Consider the following 19,198-nt stretch of genomic DNA (forward strand, 5'->3'; position numbering starts at 1 on the left):
AATCACACAGAAGAAGATGTACGCTGTTGCCTGCGGATGGTCATAATAATTATCATGCCAAATACAAATAACAACACAAATGGCCCCCCCCATAACACTAACGTTTGAACATTGAGCTTAGGCTTATACAGGACAAAATCACCGAAACGTGATGTCATGTATTCAATGATAATGGGATCGGGTTTACCTTCGTTCACCATCTGGTAAACCTTCAGCCGCAGATCTTTGGCCACCGGAGAGTTAGACTCAATCAAGTTCTGATTTTGGCATTGTGGGCACCGTAAACGGCGAGATAATTCAATCGCCCTCCGCTGCTCTGTCGCAGAGCGAAATTGAAATGTTTCTACCGATTCCACCAACTCGGTATCAGCCACGATAAATACCTGATCAACTTGTGCACGGGTTGGCAAAGATAACATCCAGACCATCATTAGAGCCAATATATTCACTAAGTACTTAATACGATGACAATGCATCGCTTTCTCCTTGTAATTCTGGCTGTTTTAGCCGTTGGAGCACGGGCAGAAACGCTTGCTGCCAAACCTGCTCATCCAGTGCCCCGACATAGCGATAACGTATCATTCCATTGCCATCAACCAAGTAACTTTCCGGTGTACCATAAACGCCCAAATCTATCGCCAGTATACCTTTCGGATCATACAAAACCGTTTGATATGGATTACCACTACGCTGTAATTCTTGCTTTGCTGCAAGCCGATCATCACGGTAATTCAGACCTACGAGCCGAATCGCATTTTGCTCAGCCAATGACATTAAGAGGCCATGTTCACTCTTACAAATACCGCACCAAGACGCCCATACATTCAGCAGAGTCAGATCACCCATAAACAATGACTGATCAGCCACTTCCTGACCATCCAATTGATCCAACCTAAATTCTGGCATAGGCTTATTGGCCAGAGTTGGTACGCCAGAACCCGATCCTGATCCAGCGTTGTGCTTCAGCATCGCCAACGCAATCATCCCCAGCAGCACGCTAGTGATCAACAGTGGCAATAATCGTTGGTGTATTCTCAATCTCATCTTCACCACTACTTATTCAATTCAACAGAAACTGTTTTGACGGGAATACTTTCGATCGGTGGTAACGCGCTATGTGGCTGTCGCTGTCGTCGCACTGTCACTAAAGCCATTGCCCCACCCAACATCATTAACACGCCACCGAACCAGATCCACCGCACATACGGTTTATACTGGATGCGCATCGCGTAATCTGTACGACTCAATTTCTCACCCAGCGTGATATAAATATCACCATCCCAGAACCACGCAATACCGGGCTCGCTCATATTCATCGTACGGACCGTATAATGACGACGTTGCGGTGTAACAATGGCAATAACTTTCCCGCTTTTCGTCACCATGATATTGGCCTGCTCCGCGGTAAAGTTCGCCCCCACCAGCAGATCAGTTTGCAGATAAGAAAAATGATACTCCCCTAACGCCACACTATCGCCAGGTCCCATCTTGTCACTGATTTCCTCGTTATAGAAGCTGACTAAGGCAGCCCCAATAATAGTGACAGCGACACCTGCGTGGGCCAGTAGCATCGCTGTCGGTTTCCATAATGAAATAGTACGACCAGCTCGACGTGCCACAATCCGCATATAGATCGATTGTAACGCTGTCAGCGTTATCCACAGCGCGGTTGTGAAGGCAAGACAAACCGTGAGATTAACCCCTCTGTCAAACATCACAGACAAGGCAACACCCAATACGATAGAAATAGACATAGGTGCCAATGCACGGGTGATCAGATCATCAATGCTGACACGGTGCCAACGGATCAATACCCCGAACCCCATGAACATAAACAACACAAAGCTCATCGGAATAAACATAGCGTTAAAATACGGCGCACCGACCGAAATATTTCCCCACCCCAACGCTTGGAAAATCAAGGGATAGAATGTCCCCAACAATACCGTTAATGTTGCGACAGTCAGCAAACTGTTGCCAATCATAAACATGGCTTGTTTGGACAAAAATCCAAATTTTGCAGGCACAATATACCGTCCGGCATGCAAGGCAAATAGTCCTAACGCTACCGTCAAAATCAGAGCAAGAATACTCAACAGAGCAACCCCTCTAGTCGGATCAACGGCGAAAGCATGAACTGACGTTAGCACCCCTGAGCGCACAATAAACGTGCCTAATAAGCTAAGTGAAAAAGTAAAAATCGCCAGCAACAGACTCCAGCCCATCAATGCTTTCTTTTGCTCGGTGATCATTAACGAATGCAATAGTGCAGTCCCTGTCAGCCAAGGCATCAAAGAGGCATTTTCAACCGGGTCCCAAAACCACCAGCCCCCCCAACCTAATTCGTAATAGGCCCACCATGATCCTAATCCAATTCCGCCAGTCAGAAACACCCATGCCGCCACTGTCCAAGGTCGACTCCATTTTGCCCATGATTCTTCAGCCTGCTCACCCGTTAATGCTGCAATGGCAAACGCAAAGCTAACGGCAAACCCCACATAGCCCAGATACAGCATCGGAGGATGAAATATCAGCCCGATATCTTGCAACATCGGATTAAGATCTCGCCCTTCAAACGGAATAGGAAATAACCGTTCAAAAGGGTTCGATGTCAGCAATACAAACACACTAAACATCCACACCAGCAACGATAACGTCACCAGAACCCGGGAGATAAACGCTTCATCCCGATCACGGCATACCCAAGCGACCAAAGCGGCCCAACCCGCAAGAGAGAACAGCCAGAACAAAAACGACCCTTCATGGCCACCCCACACTGCTGCAATTTTAAAAAAGAAGGGAAGTTGTGTATTCGAATGATGGGCAATGTAAGTTACGGAAAAATCATCCGTCGCAAAGCAAGCGCCCAATATCAGGATTGATAAGGTGATAAACACAAACGCGCCATAACTAAATGGCCATGCGTAACCGGTAAGATAGGGATCCTTTTTGACTAAGCCGATAACGGGCACAATACTCCCGCCCAGCGCGAATACCATCCCTAAAATTAATGCGAAATGTCCAACTTCTGGGAGCATTTAAATTCCTTGTGCAGAGTGTCACAGCTTGTGCTGTGACACTCTTTTTTTCTACAACGTTGTGATCTGACCGGCATACAAAATAAAGGTTCGCAGCATCAATACCCCTATCAAGCTTACCGTCGTGACTAACATGATAAAGGCGATGTTATGGCGTACTCCTGCAGGACTCACAGCATTTAAACCAAGCGGTAGCAGCATACCCATACCAATCACACCATACCAAAACCAGCTCGCCCAAAAGCCACCACCAATCGCTGCCATTGCCGCCGCTTGGCTCTGCCCACCACCAAAATACAAACCAGTGAATAGCGCAAAAATAACAAACAACTCAAACATCACAACAGGCCGTTCAAACCGATGGATCCAGCGAACACTGGCGCTATGCGCTGATTCTTTGAACACCGTAACGCCAAACAACAGACACGCTGCTGCGCCAGAGGACAAACTGGAGAACAAAAACAGGATAGGCAGAACCGGATTATTCAACAATGGGTAGGTCTGTAACGCAGACAACAGAAAACCGGTATAGGCAGCCAGTACCAAAGCCAAGAACCCAAGAAACAGTTCAATTGCATTTTCAAACCGTGAAATAACCGCCATAACCTTACCAACAATCGGTAAACGATTACCCAGCACATTCAGTAACTCATTTTTGTAGATGATGGCAATCCAGGCGAACAGGACGATCAGATATACCTGAAAGAGTATTACCCCCATCGACATCACTGACGTCGGATTATAGAAAATCATGATTTTCCAAAACGACAACGGTTTAGTGAGGTGGAAGATCAATATCAGCAAACCCGCGATGATACCGAACGGAGCCAGTATCGCGGTGGCCTTGATGATGCCATTACTGGCGGGATAACCCTCAATCACCTTACGTTTCAAATAAATTGCAATCATCACAGCCCCTGCTGACATGCCTGCCAGAAATAAGTAAACCGCAATGATCCAATCCCAAACTAATGAATCAAAATAAAAGGCATCTGCAAATGTCATACTCATCCTTCTATCTCCCCTTTTCCATGTGGCACCTTGTACAGCTTAGGCTGAGTGCCTAAGTCCACTTTTTGGCGATAGACCGGCTTTTGCTTAATCAGCTGACTAATTTCACTATGAGGATCATTAAGATCACCAAAGGTTAACGCCTTGGTTGGGCAAGATTCTACACACGCAGGCTGCTTACCTTCTTTCAAGTTAGTCTTCTTACAGAAATCACATTTATCCGCCGATTTGGTTTCCGGATTCACAAAGCGTACTTGATAAGGGCACGCCGCCAGACAGTAACCACACCCAACACATTTGAAATTATTAACGTCCACAATCCCTGTTTCAGGATCCTTATAGGCCGCCCCCGTTGGGCAGACATGCACACAAGGGGCATTATCACAATGCTGACAAGAGATACGGGTAAACTTGTAGTCAACATTCGGATATTCACCCTGAGGATCGCTACGCACAATCTCTAACCGAGAGACCCCTTCCGGCACTTTATTCACATCGCGGCAGGCATCGGTACAAGCGGTACACCCAATGCATAAGGTTTCGTCATGGACCATACCATAGCGCTTAATTCCATCTTCCATGGTTGCCGCCAGTGTCTGCCTTCCGAGCAAATTGCTTGCCGCGACACCAGTTGTGAAGATCACCGCCCCAGCCCCTGCCAGAAAATTACGTCTTGAACACGTCATACTCTCCCCCTACTTCTCTTTTTTTAGATCTGAGTGGCAGTCGACGCAAAGCTTGATCTTCGACTTTCTATCGATACCTTTCATCGGATCCGTTTGCGGATGGATGGTATGGCAAGAGGCGCAAGAGAGATCAACCGCATGAACGTCATGGATCCAGTTCACCTCACGGAGATCTTTCGGATCATGACACTCAACACAGGTTTCATTTTGCTGGGTGATCCAAGCAACATCCGCCGCTGTTTTTTCGCTACCCGCGACAGATTGCGAGGGGGCAAATTTAGTCACGACAGGCGCACCATCACGGTGATCTTTACCCACATTACTGTGGCAATCCACGCAGGTTATATTACGGTTGGTTTGTGCATGAATGGCGTCGCTATGCGCGCCCTTGAGGGTGTCTTTTTCATCTTTGTGGCATTGCGTACAGGCGTAATCGCGATCCCGATTGAATTCAACTACATGTCGACCCAACTCCTGGCTGGAAACAGAAGAACTAACTGATGTGGCTTCTGCGGGCTGAGAGTCTGCGGCAACATTTATTGAGAAACCCCAAATACACATAGCAACAAACAGGGTTACCACGCTATTTAGGGCTACTTTATAAGTGGCCATTGTTCACCTTTTCATCTTCCATAATTACTTTTCAAATCTGAAAAGTAACCGGTGCTGATATACAAATTAACTACACCACAACATAGTGACAGTGTAATTATGATAAGTGCGATAATTATCAACCTCACTTGAAATCAATTCTTATTTGCATCAACATAAGCCACAACGCTCAACATGATTATTAAACAATATTTCAAGATGTGAATACATGAACTAAATTGCAAATATACGATAAAATATTGTTACCGAGACGTTTTTCTGATTTAGATCAAATTAAATAACTATCATAACGTGTTGTTTTATAAAAACAAAAATCAAGCATCACGTTATTTATCACAATTGATGTAAATACCCCAAAAGGGGTAACATGTTAAAACATTAACCTTGCTCCCGTTATCAGCATTTCTATTTTGATCTAAAACAATAAATAAAATCCTTTTTAAACTCATTGTTATCATTCTGATATTCTAAATAAGAACTCCAATTCTCTTGTATCAAATAGCTGCATTCACAACGCTTGGCTCTATTTATAAAGAAAAATTATGGAGTACACACAGTGAGTATGAAATGGACGAGAAATACTGCCGCCGTTGCAGCATTACTGTCTGCAATATGCCTTTCAGCGAATGCGTCTGCGGCGTCTGACACTAATGAAACAACCCCGATTGAAGCACGTAACTCAACGTTTGCGAAGGATCATGCTGACCAATATAAAACCTGGGAAGCCACTCAAAATAGTGAAAAAATCGAAGACGCATTAGCAGAAGACCCTAACATGGTCATTCTCTGGGCCGGATATGGTTTTGCCAAAGACTATAACAAAGCCCGAGGTCACTTCTACGCGGTCACGGATGTACGCGAAACCTTACGTACTGGCGGTCCAAAAGATGCCAATTCAGGCCCGATGCCAATGGCTTGTTGGAGCTGTAAAAGTCCCGATGTTGCCCGTGTAATTAATGAACGCGGCGAAGATGGCTACTTTGAAGGCAAGTGGGCGCGTTTAGGATCTGAAATTAACAATCCTATCGGCTGTGCTGACTGCCATGACACTGGCAGTGAAGACTTCAAGCAAGGTAAACCCGCCCTCACCCTGTCTCGTCCTTATGTTGAGCGCGCGATGGAAGCCATCGATATGAAGTTTGAAGATCAATCTCGCCTTGATCAACAAGCCCAAGTCTGTGGTCAGTGCCATGTTGAATACTACTTCACCGGTCCAACCAAAGCCGTAAAATTCCCTTGGGATAAAGGCACCACCGTTGATGAAATGGAAGTCTACTACGATGATATCGGTTTCAAAGACTGGACCCATGCCGTGTCTAAAGCTCCGATGCTAAAAGCGCAACACCCTGGGTATGAAACTTGGCGTGACGGCATGCACGGAAAGAACAATGTCACGTGCATCGATTGCCACATGCCAAAAGTCCAAAATGAAGACGGTAAAGTCTTCACTGACCATAAAGTTGGTAATCCATTTGACCGCTTCGAAGATACCTGTGCAAACTGTCACACTCAGGACAAAGCGACCCTACAAGGCATAGTCTCAACGCGTAAAGCACAAGTAACTGAAATGAAACTACGTGCTGAGAAGCAAATTGTTGCCGCTCACTTTGAAGCAAAAGCGGCTTGGGCTGCGGGTGCGACCGATGAAGAGATGAAGCCTATCCTCACTGATATCCGTCATGCTCAATGGCGTTGGGACTATGCCATTGCTTCTCACGGTGTGCATATGCATGCCCCTGAGGTCGCACTACGCGTACTTGGAACGTCGCTGGACAAAGCAACCGATGCCCGAACCAAGGTCGTTCGCTTACTCGCAACCAAAGGCATCACTGAAGAAGTTCAAATCCCTGACATTTCAACCAAAGAAAAAGCACAGCAAGCATTGGGTATGGATATGGACAAGATGAATGCTGAAAAAGACGATTTCCTAGAAACCGTCGTACCACAATGGGATAAACAGGCAAAAGCCCGTGAAGCGTCTTACGATAAATAATCGCTAACGTTTCATAAATATTGAGATTTATTATGATTGCCCCAGTGCTGTAAATACATGCTGGGGCTTTTTATTATCTATTGAACAATACTCACCTTCCTCATAGTACAGGCTGAGTAAAAGACTATCCTATAACTATATAAACCGTCTTTAATATTGTAATGACATGAACTTATTGAGTGTCTTACTTGACGACCAATCCTTTAAATACAACACTGAAATAACAATTATAATAATATTGGCTGGGTATGTATTATAAATATATCGTTATTCTATTTGTCTCATTAATAAGATATCCCTCGTGGGCTTCATCTTCATTACCGCTTACCTCACTATCAGAACATTATAAGATAACAGCTCAACCAATTGAAAAATCAATTAAATTAAACAAAATACAATCTTGGAGCATCACCATAAAAGATAACACCGGGGCGCCAGTACAAGGTTTGAGTTTTGAGGTTAATGGTGGAATGCCAACTCATCAACACGGTTTTCCGACGCAGCCAAAACTCATTCAAGAAGCGATGCCAGGAGAATATATTATTGATGGTTTAAAATTTAACATGACGGGTAGATGGGAAATCGAATTAATCAATTTGAAATTAACGCCACCCCTTAATATATTAATTGAGCTTGATCTAGATCATGAAAACGCAAAATAAAGCATTAGTCCTACTTGTGGTTATTTTTATCATCTCTGCCTATTACTTCTTATTTATATTCAAGGCTGAGAATATCACTTGGACAAATAAAGAATTAGCTATACTTAACAGCTTACGTCTTCCCTCACAATGGGAGGTGCATGATCCCTCTAATGCCTTTCTACATAATCCCCAAGCCGCCAAGCTGGGTAAGTTACTTTTTTTTGATACTGAGCTCAGTCGCTCAAAACAAATTGCTTGTGCTACCTGCCACCAACCCGGGAACTATTTTACCCTGCCACACGACAGTGAAATCACCCTCGACAAACAAGTCCCGTCACTCTTGGGGACGGCGCATTTCAACTGGTATATGCTTGATGGCAGTGCGGATAGTCTTTGGGCACAAGCACTAAAACCATTAGAAAACCACCTTGAACACGGTGGTACTCGAACCCAATATGTTCAATACGTACTTCGTCGATACCCCCAGCTTTACCAATCAGTATTTGGTGACATTCCACGGTCGCTTACTCAGCAGAATTTACCGAGTCAAGCCTCGCCCAATAGCCGCGAACCCAAAGAACAACTGAACTGGCAACAGCTAGCCCCCAACATTCAAATCAGTATAAACCGTGTTTTTGCCAACATAGGTAAATCACTTGCCGCATATCAAGCCACCTTATGGCCTAAAGCGGCTCGCTTTGACCGTTATCTCGATCAACTTTTCGTAGCACCCGAAAATGAAATAAGTGCTGAACACGCCATATTAAATGTCGATGAGATAGCAGGACTGAAGCTATTTATTAGTGAACAAACCAAGTGCCTGCGTTGCCACAATGGCCCTCTGTTAACAAATGGCGGCTTTCATGTCACCACGGTTCCCTCCCCTCATCCCGCCGCATTACAAGGACATTTTGCCGGTATTGAATATGCTCATGACGATCCCTTTAATTGCTTGGGCCGCTATAGCAATAGTGATTCGGCACAGTGTAAAGAATTGCTTTTCAGTAAACGAGGGACTGATGAGCTGAAGGGGGCAACGAAAGTACCCAGCCTGAGGAATATTGCCCACACCGCCCCTTATATGCATGCTGGGCAATTTAACACGCTTAAAGAAGTACTCCGCTATTACAACCGTGCAGCGACGCCGTCTGGCACACATACCGATTTAGTCGCTTTGAAATTATTACCTTATCAAATCAACCAACTTAGCGCTTTTCTCTTAACGTTGACCGGTGAAGAGATAAACAACTCAGCAAAATAGCCACATTCGGGGGACAATATATGAAAAGGATACATCTGGTTCATTACCAACAATGGCTCTACATCATTATCACTCTGGTGGCTATGGGCTTTAGTCAATCCAGTTATGCGCATGTCAGGTGGTTTATCGCTGATGGGACAAACCCTGACATACGTCTCCCCTCAGATAACATTGCACTGATCATCGCAGTGACCACACTCGGGTTATTTTTTATCGCTACGATGCTCTCTTATGCTCCGATCTTGCCAAGCAAAGTCAAAACAGGATTGACTCGACCCATTGTGACCTCTCACCCTTGGATGTGGTATCTGTTAGTGTTTATCGTAAATATTTACTTTGCGGTCAACCTGTTGCAGGGAGAGTTTCTTGCCCCAAACCTCTACTTATCACCACAACTGGCGTTGTATGGCGTCATTGTTCAAGCATCAGCTATCGTGCTTATGGCTGTTTCTGTCAGCCTGACAGGGATTGCAATCGCAGCCACATCACTGGCTTTGTTAGTCTTTTTCCCATTTTTTATCGCACTTGACTACCTTTTTGAGTTTCTCTTTCTTGGACTTGCGTTATTTTTTATCGGTCCTAGCCTAAACAAAAATGACTTTCAATTATGCCAATTATGGCAACAAGACAAAGATCAATGGCGGAATATAGCCGTGCAGCTCATCCGTATCGGATTAGGACTGCAACTACTGGAGTTAGGGATCCACAATAAATTGATGTTGCCGGGTATGGCGTTAGAATTCGTCAATCAAAATGACTATTACAACTTCTTCCCACTGCTTCATCTTCCCCAAATTAGTAATCTTCACTTTGTCTTCTTTGTCGGAATCAGTGAAGCAATCATTGGCATTTTACTTATCGCCAACCTTGCAAACCGGATCATTTATGCTTTGCTGCTCACTATTTTTGCAATCACTTTTATGCTTTCAGGCAAAGAGGAGTTAGTCGGACACATGCCAATTATTACCGTGGTATTTATCTTGTTCGTTGAGGCTGGCAAGCAGAAGAAAACGTAAATTAAACATACCCAGCACACAGACAATAGAATGCGAGGGAGCACATAGGATGCATGGCACAGATCAGGAATGAACAAAAATGTGGGAGCCATCATTAATGCCCCAGCGCTGTAAATACACGCTGGGCATTTTATTTTTAGTCATTATCACTATGAATTTCAGAGACATACTCAAGGATGTCTCCGGGCTGACATTGTAAATGATGGCAAATACTATCAAGAGTTTGCAATTTAATTGCTTTTGCCCTTCCTCGTTTTAACACGGATAGATTTTGCTCAGTAATACCAATCAGTGCAGCGAGCTCATTTGAGCGCATTTTCCTTTTTGCGAGCATGATATCTAAATTAATTATTATAGGCATATTAATACTCTAAATCGTTAAAGACTGTTCGTCATAAAGCCCTTTGGCCTCAGTCATGACTTTGGCAATTAAGCGGATAATAGCCCCAGAAACCAACAATGCGATATCACTGTCTGCGATATCAAAACAAAAACTCATTTCTTCCTGACCATAGGTTAGCGCAGGCCCTAATAATAGCCCATCTAAACAACCAACCAAGACGTAAAGAATCATTAGATTACCAATAGCTCTGTAATGATTAATATTATTAAGGGTGAAAATCTCTCCCTGACTGTATAGCTGAAATAATTTAATCAATTGCCAAGTAATCAATGACGCAACAATTACAGTTAAATTAATGACCAAATAACCCACAATAGCATGGCCTGTACTTAAAGGAAGCTCAACAGGAAATGAGAAGTCAGAATAGAAAAACTCATTATTAGGCGTATAAACACTACTAAACCACATCGTAGCGGTAAATATAGGGTTAATGATAAGTACTGCCCATAAGCCAATTAATAAACGATTACTAAGCGTTCGAATACTTTGTAGATTATCCATGTTGATTTCTCATATTAAGTTGATAGCGTGATACTACCTGATAATCATAACGTAATACAATAAAAACTTATCGTTTTACGATAATTTCTTATTGTTTATAGTTCACTCCATCAACATGGTTGATTACAGACAAAAAATCTTACAGATTAAACAAGCAAATCAAATAACGAAAACTGGCACCCATAGCTAATTCAAAAGCATGAATATCATGGAAAGATTACAGCAGCCCTTTTGCCTGATTAATAGCATTAATAATGGCAACGCGATCTAAATCACTGCGTTCGGTATCAAGTGCTCTCTGCCAGGTATCGATGGCTTTTTGATAATGCGCCGTCAGAAAATAATCTGATGCCAGCAGCATAAGCGCTGAAATATTATCAGCATCTAACTGTAATGCTTTCTCCAGCCAAGCTTGGCTTTCAGGGGTAAAACGCTGGCCTTGCTGATAATAACTGGATGTTGCTAACGCGGTATAGATATTAGTCTGAGGTTCTGGAGCTAACCGTAAGGCATATGAGAAAGCAATTTGCGCTTTATCAAACGCGTTCTCATACATGTAGGCATTACCAAGGGCATACCATAATTCACCATTTTGAGTATCTTTGCGTAATTGGTTTTGCAAATTATCAATACGTATTTGTAATGGCGTAGCCTGTGAGCCCAACTCATCCATAACCACGTCAGTGGTATCACTGGTATCTAACTCTGCTTTTATGCTGCTCATTTCACTAGCAATCGGCGTCCCCAGCCAACCATAGGCAAATAGCGAGAAAAGACAAACCGCAATGCTGATCCCCCATACCTGTCGAGAGCTACATTTTCGAGCTTGATAGGCATACCAAAGAAGCCCTGCAACTGCCACACCAAGTAGTAATGAGAAGAGTATATATTGCATGAGCCAGACAACCATTTTCCAGTTTCAACACCTGTTTTTTATGGTATCAAACCCTATGATTACTGTGCAAAAAGAGTGGGATTTGTTTAATTCAGATCATTAAATGAAAACCAATACACGTATTGGCTAAAGACAAAAAAGGAGCCGAAGCTCCTTTTTTAATTCATTTTTTCTTTTAACTTGCCGGACTCTCTACATATGCCGTTTCAACCTTCACCCGGAAGAACATGGCGTAGAACAGCGGGATCACGACCAAGGTTAAGATAGTCGCAAACAACAAACCAAACATAATAGTGACCGCCATACTCTTAAAGAATGGATCAATTAAGAGCGGTGCTACACCCAAAATGGTCGTAAATGCGCCCAACAAAACCGGACGAGCACGACTTAATGCCGCTTCGATAATCCCGTCATAAGGCGTTTTCCCTTGTTTGATCTCCACATCCGCCTGATCCACCAGTACGATAGCATTTTTCACCATCATCCCGATAAGGCTCAGGAAGCCAAGGATCGCCATAAACTCAAACGGCGTCTGGAAGATGATCAAGCCAACCGTCACACCAATAATCGCCAACGGTGCCGTCAACCAGATAACCAGCGGCTGGCGGATGGCGTTAAACATAAAGATCACCGATAGAATCATCGCTGCAAACCCGTAAGGTGCTGAAATCACCAGACCTTCATTGGCGTCTTTCGATGCTTTGAATTCACCGTACCAAATCAGCTCATAACCCGGCGGCAGTTCAATCGCTTCCACTTGGCTGCGTACACTGTTAAACGCATCAGCGGTTAGCTCACCCGGCGCCGGATCTGCTTGTACCATGATAGTCGGTACTCGGTTGATACGACGTAAGATCGCATCCTGCCAAACCACATCAACAGAGTTAACTAGCTGGCTGACCGGAATAAACCCACCCACGGTATGACTGTACACTTCGGTATTTTCAATCGCCCGCTGATGATCACGTTCACTTTCAGGCGAACGTACCACAATCGGGATCAGATCATCACCTTCACGGTACACACCGACCCCACGACCTGATAACGTCTGAGCGATAGCTTGGTTAATCTCTTGCGTGGTCAAACCAAAGCGTTGTGCTTCCTGCGCCGAATACACCGGACGTAGCACTGGCACTTGCTGACGCCAGTCATCTTGCACCGCAATCAACTGGTCATTATTGAGCATGATGGTTTTCACCTGCTCAGCAAGTTGACGTAACACATGACTGTCTGGGCCTTTAAATGCCGCTTCAATTTTCTTACCGCCCCCGCGACCTAGCATGAATTTCCATACTTTGATCGACGCATCCGGGTATTTCGCATCAAGCTCGTTCTGCAATTCCACCAGCAATGGCGCAATTTTGGTGTAATCGTCGATATCGATGAGCAACTGACCATAGCTTGGGTTACGCGCTTCCGGTGCATAAGTCAGCATGAAGCGTAGACCGCCGCCACCGATAAAGCTGGTGATATTGGTAATCCCCTCTTTGGCTTTAACATCTTGCTCGATGCTTGCCACGACTTGTTCAGTGCGCTTAATGTCCGAACCTTGCGGTAAATACACATCCACCACAAACTGCGCACGCTGTGATTCCGGCATAAAGCCCGGTGGCACAAAACGTATGGCATACATGGATATCGCCAATAGTCCCAAGATCATTGCGGTGCTAATGATACGATGCGCCAGCACCCACTTCAGTAGCGCTTTATAGGCAGTAACCATGCGTCCTGGTTTACGATCGGCAGGCACCGGCTTCACTTTCAGGAAGTCATAACACAGCATTGGGGTGACCGTAACGGCAAACACCCAGCTCAAGAACATAGAATACAATATCACCCAGAACAGTGAACCTGCATATTCCCCCATGTCTGACGGTGACAAACCAATGGCACTGAACGCACAGATCCCCACCACTGTACCACCCAGTAGTGGCCACTTCGTCGAATTAACAACCTCAGACACAATGGTATCGCGATCTGCTTCTGGTTCAGTTTGTAACCGCACCAATATGCCATCGGTCACCACAATGGCGTTATCCACCAACATACCCAGTGCAATGATCAACGCACCCAACGAGATACGCTGCATGGCAATGTCTTCAATCAGCATGATACATAGTGTGCCCGCAACCGTTAGCAGCAAGACAAAACCGATGATCACCCCGGAGCGTACCCCCATAAACAGCAGTAGAACTACAAATACAATCGCAACAGCGGCAATCAGGTTATCAATAAAGTTGGTCACGGACGCGCGTACCGAGTCTGACTGCATCGAAATGACATTCAGTTCCATACCCAGAGGCCGCTGGCCTTCCAACTCAGCAATTCGAGCTTTTACCGCATCCCCCATGTCAACCACATTACCGCCAGTGACATTTGAGATACCAAAGCCAATTGCTCGCTCACCGTTATAGCGCATCAGCATTGACGATGGCTCTTGATAACCACGAGTAACTGTCGCAATGTCCCCGAGTCGCAATACCGTATTATTATCGCCCACACTGACCTGTAGATTTTTCAAGTCGGTGAATGAACGAATATTTGAACTTGGGATCACCGGAATGCGCATCGCATCGGTCTCAATACTGCCAGCAACTGTAACCAGGTTTTGCTTTTGCAGTACTTGGAACACGTTCTCAGCAGACAGACCAAACTTCGCCAGACGCTCGCTGGAGATCTCAACAAAAATAGTCTCTTGCTGCTCAGCCAGTGTGGCCGTTTTAGCCACGCCCGGAACCAGCACTAACTCGCGGCGGAGAGTATCCACATAATCTTGCAACTGCTTATCGGTAAAGCCTTCACCGGTCACAGCAAAGAACAGTGCATACACGTCTGAGAAGTCATCATTGACAATCGACGGTCCTGCCCCCGGAGGAAGATGACGCTGTACATCACCAATTTTACGGCGCAGTTTATCCCACACTTGTTGCAGATCAGCGGCGCTCCCCGCGAACTCGAGTTTGATCTCAACCGTGACTTCCGACATGCCCTGCTTGGACACCGACTTCACTTCTTTGAGCTCTTGCAGCGACTGCACAGCCCCTTCAATGACATCTGTCACTTCATCAGACACTTCCTGCGCCGTTGCGCCGGAGTACGGGGTATTAATCACCGCTTGTCGAATCACAAATTCCGGATCTTCAAAGCGCCCCAGCTTCAGGTAGCTAATGTAGCCACCCAATAAGATCAACCCGATCAACACCCAAACGCTAGTGCGTTTTGCGATGGTATAACGTGCAAAGTCCATCTATTACACTCCGTTGTTATCATCGGTGTATGGGCGAACTTCCATTCCCTCTTTCATACTCGATACGCCCGCAATCGCAATGCGCTCACCCGGCTTGAGGTTATCTTTCACGACAATGCGGTTTTTACTCAATGCGCCCACTTGTACATAACGCTTTTCCACTTTATTAGCACTGTTAATCACCCAGACAAACTGCTTACCTTGATTATCAGGTACTACTGCCGTTAACGGCACAGTAATAGACGACAATACCGCAGTGGCATTAGCAGAAGGTACAATCGGTACCACTTTGACTGCCATACCCGGTAATACGCGGAAACCGTTGAGGTCGTTAAAACCTAATACCACCGCATAGGTCTGAGTAATTGGATCGGCTTGGGTGGCATAGGTACGCAATGCTAACGGGAAAACTTCACCGGGAATGGCCGAAATCTCAGCTTGTGCGTTCGTACCGTGGATCCCTGATAACATCACGGTATCCGGTATATTAATCACCACCTCCAGATCACCGAGGTTGTGTAAAGTGAACACTGGAGTATTGGCCTGAATTTGCACATGGTTATCAACCAGCTTGCGGCCAATGATGCCATCAAATGGCGCTTTTATTTCAGTGTATTCCAGCTGGCGCTTAGCATCTGCCAGGCGGTTTTTAGCCAGATTGTAGCGGGTCGATAACGTGTCGAGATCGCTTTTAGCAATCGCCTGACTCTTGTCATAAATCGCCTTACCACGGGTATATTCAGCTTGAGAGTTTTCCAACTCCAGTGCCGCCGATTCCAATGCTGTTTGGGCATCACGCGGATCCAGTTTTGCCAATAGTTTGCCCTGCTTTACCTCATCCCCTTCTTTCACCAGGATATCAGTAATGCGCCCACCGACACGGAAAGCGAGCTCTGCCCGTTCTGCCGCGCGCACCACGCCATTGAAATTCAAGTCGTCATTGGCCCGAGTTGAAATTACTTCAGTCAGTGCAGGCTTCACCACAGGCGCAATCACTAGTTGGGGCTCTTCAGCTCCACATCCTGAAAGCAGTAATACTGACATTGATATGCTTGCAGCAAGGGCATTGAACTTAAAAGATGCCAATACTGACTTCTTAAAATACGTATTCACCTAATTCTCCACTGAAAGGTTGGTCAGGCGTGACCAGCTATTAATAGGGTTACAAATTGGTTATCAGATGCTTACTCACTGCGACCCTCAATATCGAATATCACAAAGTAAACTCACGAGTTTATTTTATAGTGACAATTACAAAAGTAAACTAGCAAGTGTACTTTTTGACATTCTCTTGATAATCTATGGGATATACAGAACAGAATACGATGAGAATAACGATGACACGCTCCGAGCAGAAACGTCTTGCCATCATCAATGCGGCGAAAGAAGAGTTTATTCAGCACGGTTTTTTAGCCGCTAATATGGACAGAGTGAGTGCTGCGGCCGATGTCTCAAAGCGCACGCTATACCGCCATTTTGAAAGCAAGGAATGTTTATTTGAATCGGTACTGACTATCATTCAGGAGTCGGTTAATAAAACCGTACAGTATTCGTTTGAGCCCCAACGGAACGTGGAAGATCAACTGCGAGAAATCACCTATAAAGAAGCTGATATTCTGTACCACACATACGGCATTCCACTTTCTCGTACCATTGTGATGGAGTTCTTACGTCAACCTGACATGGCGCAAAACCTGATTAATACCTTGTACAGCACAAGGGCGGTCACCCAGTGGTTTAACGATGCGATGACGGCAGGAAAGCTCAAGCAGACCGACCTGAAAACCATCACCAATATCTATATCAGCTTATTTCAGGGGTTATTATTCTGGCCACAGATCATGGCGTTAGCACCCATTGTTGAGGGAGCCGAGCTGGAAGAAAAAGTGCATACGGTGGTATCTGTTTTTATGGCGTCTTATGCGAAATAAAAAAAAGCAGCAATGATGCTGCTTTGTATCCCCAAGCTACCTCAAGACTCACGCCCAGAGGGCGAGCATCTTCAGGTGGCTTAGGTATATTTCAGATGAACAGATTACAGCTCGAAATCACCAAATGCATCGCCTTCAACCTGACGATCGAGGAAAGCAACTAGATCATCATGGCCACCAATGTAGTCACCATCCAAGATAATCTGTGGTACGGTGCGCACAACATTGCCTGTTGCCTGTTCGATGAAATCAACCATGGTCGTTTTTGCCAGATCCATACCCAGTACCAAGGTAGTGTATTCTGTACCACGGCTATCAAGCATGGCCTTCGCTTTAACGCAGAATGGGCAATTCGGTTGGGTGATCACCAAGTTCTTGTAACTGGCTAGTTGTTCCATTGTCATATCAGACATGATTCTTCACTTTTTTATCAGGTAAACTCTGACCGCTAAGATAATAGAAGCGCTCGTCTGTGACAAGCGCTAGCCGCTTACCCTATCACCACCGGAATCCGTTTTCTGCCAAATGACTGGGTAATGGCCGAAAAACGCCCCGGCAATGAGTAATTGCAATAGGTGCACTTCCCATCGTCGCTAAGGTGAATATCCCCAAGCTGATACCAATTTCGCGACAGGACTTTTTGTCCACATTCCGGGCAATAAGTACTGTCACCTTCCTCATCGAAAATATTGCCGACATACGCATAGTGCAATCCATTATCCTGTGCCATCTTACGCGCCATTTTCACAGTTTCCGGTGGAGTACGGGGAGTATCAAGCATTTTAAAATCGGGATGAAAAGCACTGAAATGAATCGGAATATCAGGGCCTAAGTGGTCATAAACCCAACGGGTTAAACTATCAATTTCTTGTGGTCTGTCATTCTCACCCGGGATCAATAATGTGGTAATTTCAAACCAGACATCGGTTTCATGCTTCAGATACAACAAGGTGTCTAATACCGGTGCCAAATGACCACTGCAAATTTTGTGATAGAACCGTTCCGTGAATGCCTTAAGATCAATATTGGCCGCATCCATATAACGGAAAAACTCACGTCGCGGCGCATCACAGATATACCCCGCACTCACCGCCACACTGTGAATCCCCAACTCACGACACGCCTTTGCCGCATCAACCGCGTATTCAAGAAAGATGACTGGATCGTTATAGGTAAAGGCAATGCTGTCACAACCATAGCGCTGTGCAGCTAATGCCAGTTGTTCAGGCATGGCTGTCGACCCTAACGTATCAATCTGTCGTGACTTACTGATATTCCAGTTCTGACAGAACTTACACCCAAGATTACACCCCGCCGTACCAAACGACAGTACCGAGCTCCCGGGATAAAAATGATTCAATGGTTTTTTCTCGATAGGGTCAATACAAAAACCACTTGATCGGCCATAGCTCAAAAGAACGATTTCCCCTTCCTTAGCCTGACGAATAAAACATGCACCACGTTTACCTTCTCGCAGTCGGCAATGACGAGGACATAAATCGCAAACTACCCGGCCATCATCCAGCTGATGCCAATAATGTGTCGGATAAAACTCGGGAGGTTGTCGCATCATATTCACCTAGGTGATTATTTTGTACCTATACTAAGTATAAGGCCTATATACCTAAACGCTCTCGAGATGCGAGCTCATTACCCCCTGAAATCCACATTTTTAGGTCGGTTATGACTTAGAGCCTATCCCGATAGGCATTTTTTCCAGACAATAAGGCCGCAGGCAAAATATAACATGGCCTCATAATTTTCAGCCTTCTTTGACCAGCGGATTAATAATCCTCGAAAGCGATTTAACCAACTGTGGCTACGTTCGACTACCCATCTACGGGCTGGAGTTCTTGAGTTTGTCTTATCTTGTTTTTCTTCGCCTCGTGAACGAACGTGAGGGACGAAGTGCCGAGCAATAAGTTCTCTCTTTAGCTCTTGTGATTGATAACCCTTATCT

At 45.1% G+C, this 19,198-nt stretch carries 19 protein-coding genes; 5 read left to right on the forward strand and 14 right to left on the reverse strand.

Features of this window, described 5'->3' with window-relative positions; translation table 11 throughout:
- Window positions 1–2: 2 nt before the first annotated feature.
- The 6 genes from nrfF to nrfB are packed head-to-tail and all read right to left on the reverse strand — an operon-like array spanning window position 3 to window position 5,347.
- Window positions 3–476: a heme lyase NrfEFG subunit NrfF gene (nrfF, locus tag L4D12_RS20345; RefSeq protein ID WP_428449661.1), complete on the reverse strand. Its 474-nt coding sequence runs from the start codon at window positions 474–476 to the stop codon at window positions 3–5.
- Window positions 457–1,044, reverse strand: coding sequence for a DsbE family thiol:disulfide interchange protein (locus tag L4D12_RS20350; protein ID WP_428449662.1), 588 nt, complete (start codon window positions 1,042–1,044; stop codon window positions 457–459). The genes nrfF and L4D12_RS20350 overlap by 20 nt, the downstream gene beginning before the upstream one ends.
- A gap of 8 nt (window positions 1,045–1,052) precedes the next feature.
- Window positions 1,053–3,038 carry a heme lyase CcmF/NrfE family subunit gene (locus L4D12_RS20355; protein ID WP_428449663.1) on the reverse strand — a complete coding sequence of 662 codons (1,986 nt, stop codon included), beginning with the start codon at window positions 3,036–3,038 and terminating at the stop codon, window positions 1,053–1,055.
- 51 nt (window positions 3,039–3,089) lie between these two features.
- Window positions 3,090–4,049 carry a cytochrome c nitrite reductase subunit NrfD gene (nrfD, locus tag L4D12_RS20360; protein WP_428449664.1) on the reverse strand — a complete coding sequence of 320 codons (960 nt, stop codon included), beginning with the start codon at window positions 4,047–4,049 and terminating at the stop codon, window positions 3,090–3,092.
- Entirely contained in the window at window positions 4,046–4,735 is a 690-nt protein-coding gene (gene nrfC, locus L4D12_RS20365; RefSeq protein ID WP_428449665.1) for a cytochrome c nitrite reductase Fe-S protein, read from the reverse strand. The genes nrfD and nrfC overlap by 4 nt, the downstream gene beginning before the upstream one ends.
- Window positions 4,736–4,744: 9 nt before the next feature.
- Window positions 4,745–5,347: a cytochrome c nitrite reductase pentaheme subunit gene (nrfB, locus tag L4D12_RS20370; RefSeq protein WP_428449666.1), complete on the reverse strand. Its 603-nt coding sequence runs from the start codon at window positions 5,345–5,347 to the stop codon at window positions 4,745–4,747.
- A gap of 556 nt (window positions 5,348–5,903) precedes the next feature.
- On the opposite strand from nrfB, the gene nrfA reads away from it, so the two are divergent.
- The 4 genes from nrfA to L4D12_RS20390 all read left to right on the forward strand — a co-directional run bounded on the left by nrfA (window position 5,904) and on the right by L4D12_RS20390 (window position 10,261).
- A complete protein-coding gene (nrfA, locus tag L4D12_RS20375; protein ID WP_428449667.1) occupies window positions 5,904–7,340 on the forward strand; it encodes an ammonia-forming nitrite reductase cytochrome c552 subunit in 1,437 nt (478 codons plus the stop codon).
- Window positions 7,341–7,588: 248 nt separating this feature from the next.
- Window positions 7,589–8,002, forward strand: a complete 414-nt coding sequence (locus L4D12_RS20380) for a FixH family protein (RefSeq protein WP_428449668.1) — start codon at window positions 7,589–7,591, stop codon at window positions 8,000–8,002.
- A complete protein-coding gene (locus L4D12_RS20385) occupies window positions 7,986–9,245 on the forward strand; it encodes a cytochrome-c peroxidase (RefSeq protein ID WP_428449669.1) in 1,260 nt (419 codons plus the stop codon). The genes L4D12_RS20380 and L4D12_RS20385 overlap by 17 nt, the downstream gene beginning before the upstream one ends.
- Before the next feature lie 20 nt (window positions 9,246–9,265).
- Window positions 9,266–10,261 (forward strand): hypothetical protein, encoded by a 996-nt coding sequence (locus tag L4D12_RS20390; RefSeq protein WP_428449670.1) that lies wholly within the window; start codon window positions 9,266–9,268, stop codon window positions 10,259–10,261.
- Window positions 10,262–10,397: 136 nt separating this feature from the next.
- On the opposite strand, the gene L4D12_RS20395 is transcribed toward L4D12_RS20390, so the two are convergent.
- The 5 genes from L4D12_RS20395 to L4D12_RS20415 form a co-directional block, all read right to left on the reverse strand.
- Window positions 10,398–10,622: a helix-turn-helix domain-containing protein gene (locus L4D12_RS20395; RefSeq protein WP_428449671.1), complete on the reverse strand. Its 225-nt coding sequence runs from the start codon at window positions 10,620–10,622 to the stop codon at window positions 10,398–10,400.
- Window positions 10,623–10,631: 9 nt separating this feature from the next.
- Window positions 10,632–11,165 (reverse strand): DUF2975 domain-containing protein, encoded by a 534-nt coding sequence (locus L4D12_RS20400; RefSeq protein WP_428449672.1) that lies wholly within the window; start codon window positions 11,163–11,165, stop codon window positions 10,632–10,634.
- A 217-nt stretch (window positions 11,166–11,382) separates the two neighbouring features.
- Entirely contained in the window at window positions 11,383–12,060 is a 678-nt protein-coding gene (locus tag L4D12_RS20405) for a TPR domain-containing protein (protein WP_428449673.1), read from the reverse strand.
- Between the two features lie 175 nt (window positions 12,061–12,235).
- Window positions 12,236–15,307, reverse strand: a complete 3,072-nt coding sequence (locus L4D12_RS20410) for an efflux RND transporter permease subunit (protein WP_428449674.1) — start codon at window positions 15,305–15,307, stop codon at window positions 12,236–12,238.
- Window positions 15,308–15,310: 3 nt separating this feature from the next.
- Window positions 15,311–16,420, reverse strand: coding sequence for an efflux RND transporter periplasmic adaptor subunit (locus L4D12_RS20415; protein WP_428449675.1), 1,110 nt, complete (start codon window positions 16,418–16,420; stop codon window positions 15,311–15,313).
- Between the two features lie 224 nt (window positions 16,421–16,644).
- On the opposite strand from L4D12_RS20415, the gene L4D12_RS20420 reads away from it, so the two are divergent.
- Window positions 16,645–17,238: a TetR/AcrR family transcriptional regulator gene (locus tag L4D12_RS20420; RefSeq protein ID WP_428449676.1), complete on the forward strand. Its 594-nt coding sequence runs from the start codon at window positions 16,645–16,647 to the stop codon at window positions 17,236–17,238.
- Window positions 17,239–17,342: 104 nt separating this feature from the next.
- Here L4D12_RS20420 and L4D12_RS20425 read toward each other — a convergent pair whose 3' ends face one another.
- From L4D12_RS20425 to L4D12_RS20435, 3 genes are all read right to left on the reverse strand, one after another.
- Entirely contained in the window at window positions 17,343–17,651 is a 309-nt protein-coding gene (locus L4D12_RS20425; RefSeq protein ID WP_428449677.1) for a glutaredoxin domain-containing protein, read from the reverse strand.
- A gap of 77 nt (window positions 17,652–17,728) precedes the next feature.
- The gene (gene amrS / locus L4D12_RS20430; RefSeq protein WP_428449678.1) at window positions 17,729–18,811 is read right to left on the reverse strand and encodes an AmmeMemoRadiSam system radical SAM enzyme; all 1,083 of its coding nucleotides are present in this window, start codon (window positions 18,809–18,811) and stop codon (window positions 17,729–17,731) included.
- Between the two features lie 122 nt (window positions 18,812–18,933).
- On the reverse strand, window positions 18,934–19,198 hold a 265-nt coding region (locus L4D12_RS20435), incomplete at its 5' end, for a transposase (protein WP_428449679.1).

This window comes from Photobacterium nomapromontoriensis (assembly GCF_050336815.1).
GTDB classification, from domain to species: Bacteria; Pseudomonadota; Gammaproteobacteria; order Enterobacterales; family Vibrionaceae; genus Photobacterium; species Photobacterium nomapromontoriensis.

Coding starts and splice junctions, on each gene's coding strand:
- nrfF (WP_428449661.1), bottom strand. CDS start 476: ATGCATTGTCATCGTATTAAGTACTTAGTGAATATATTGGCTCTAATG.
- L4D12_RS20350 (WP_428449662.1), bottom strand. CDS start 1,044: ATGAGATTGAGAATACACCAACGATTATTGCCACTGTTGATCACTAGC.
- L4D12_RS20355 (WP_428449663.1), bottom strand. CDS start 3,038: ATGCTCCCAGAAGTTGGACATTTCGCATTAATTTTAGGGATGGTATTC.
- nrfD (WP_428449664.1), bottom strand. CDS start 4,049: ATGAGTATGACATTTGCAGATGCCTTTTATTTTGATTCATTAGTTTGG.
- nrfC (WP_428449665.1), bottom strand. CDS start 4,735: ATGACGTGTTCAAGACGTAATTTTCTGGCAGGGGCTGGGGCGGTGATC.
- nrfB (WP_428449666.1), bottom strand. CDS start 5,347: ATGGCCACTTATAAAGTAGCCCTAAATAGCGTGGTAACCCTGTTTGTT.
- L4D12_RS20380 (WP_428449668.1), top strand. CDS start 7,589: ATGTATTATAAATATATCGTTATTCTATTTGTCTCATTAATAAGATAT.
- L4D12_RS20385 (WP_428449669.1), top strand. CDS start 7,986: ATGAAAACGCAAAATAAAGCATTAGTCCTACTTGTGGTTATTTTTATC.
- L4D12_RS20390 (WP_428449670.1), top strand. CDS start 9,266: ATGAAAAGGATACATCTGGTTCATTACCAACAATGGCTCTACATCATT.
- L4D12_RS20395 (WP_428449671.1), bottom strand. CDS start 10,622: ATGCCTATAATAATTAATTTAGATATCATGCTCGCAAAAAGGAAAATG.
- L4D12_RS20400 (WP_428449672.1), bottom strand. CDS start 11,165: ATGGATAATCTACAAAGTATTCGAACGCTTAGTAATCGTTTATTAATT.
- L4D12_RS20405 (WP_428449673.1), bottom strand. CDS start 12,060: ATGCAATATATACTCTTCTCATTACTACTTGGTGTGGCAGTTGCAGGG.
- L4D12_RS20410 (WP_428449674.1), bottom strand. CDS start 15,307: ATGGACTTTGCACGTTATACCATCGCAAAACGCACTAGCGTTTGGGTG.
- L4D12_RS20420 (WP_428449676.1), top strand. CDS start 16,645: ATGACACGCTCCGAGCAGAAACGTCTTGCCATCATCAATGCGGCGAAA.
- L4D12_RS20425 (WP_428449677.1), bottom strand. CDS start 17,651: ATGTCTGATATGACAATGGAACAACTAGCCAGTTACAAGAACTTGGTG.
- amrS (WP_428449678.1), bottom strand. CDS start 18,811: ATGATGCGACAACCTCCCGAGTTTTATCCGACACATTATTGGCATCAG.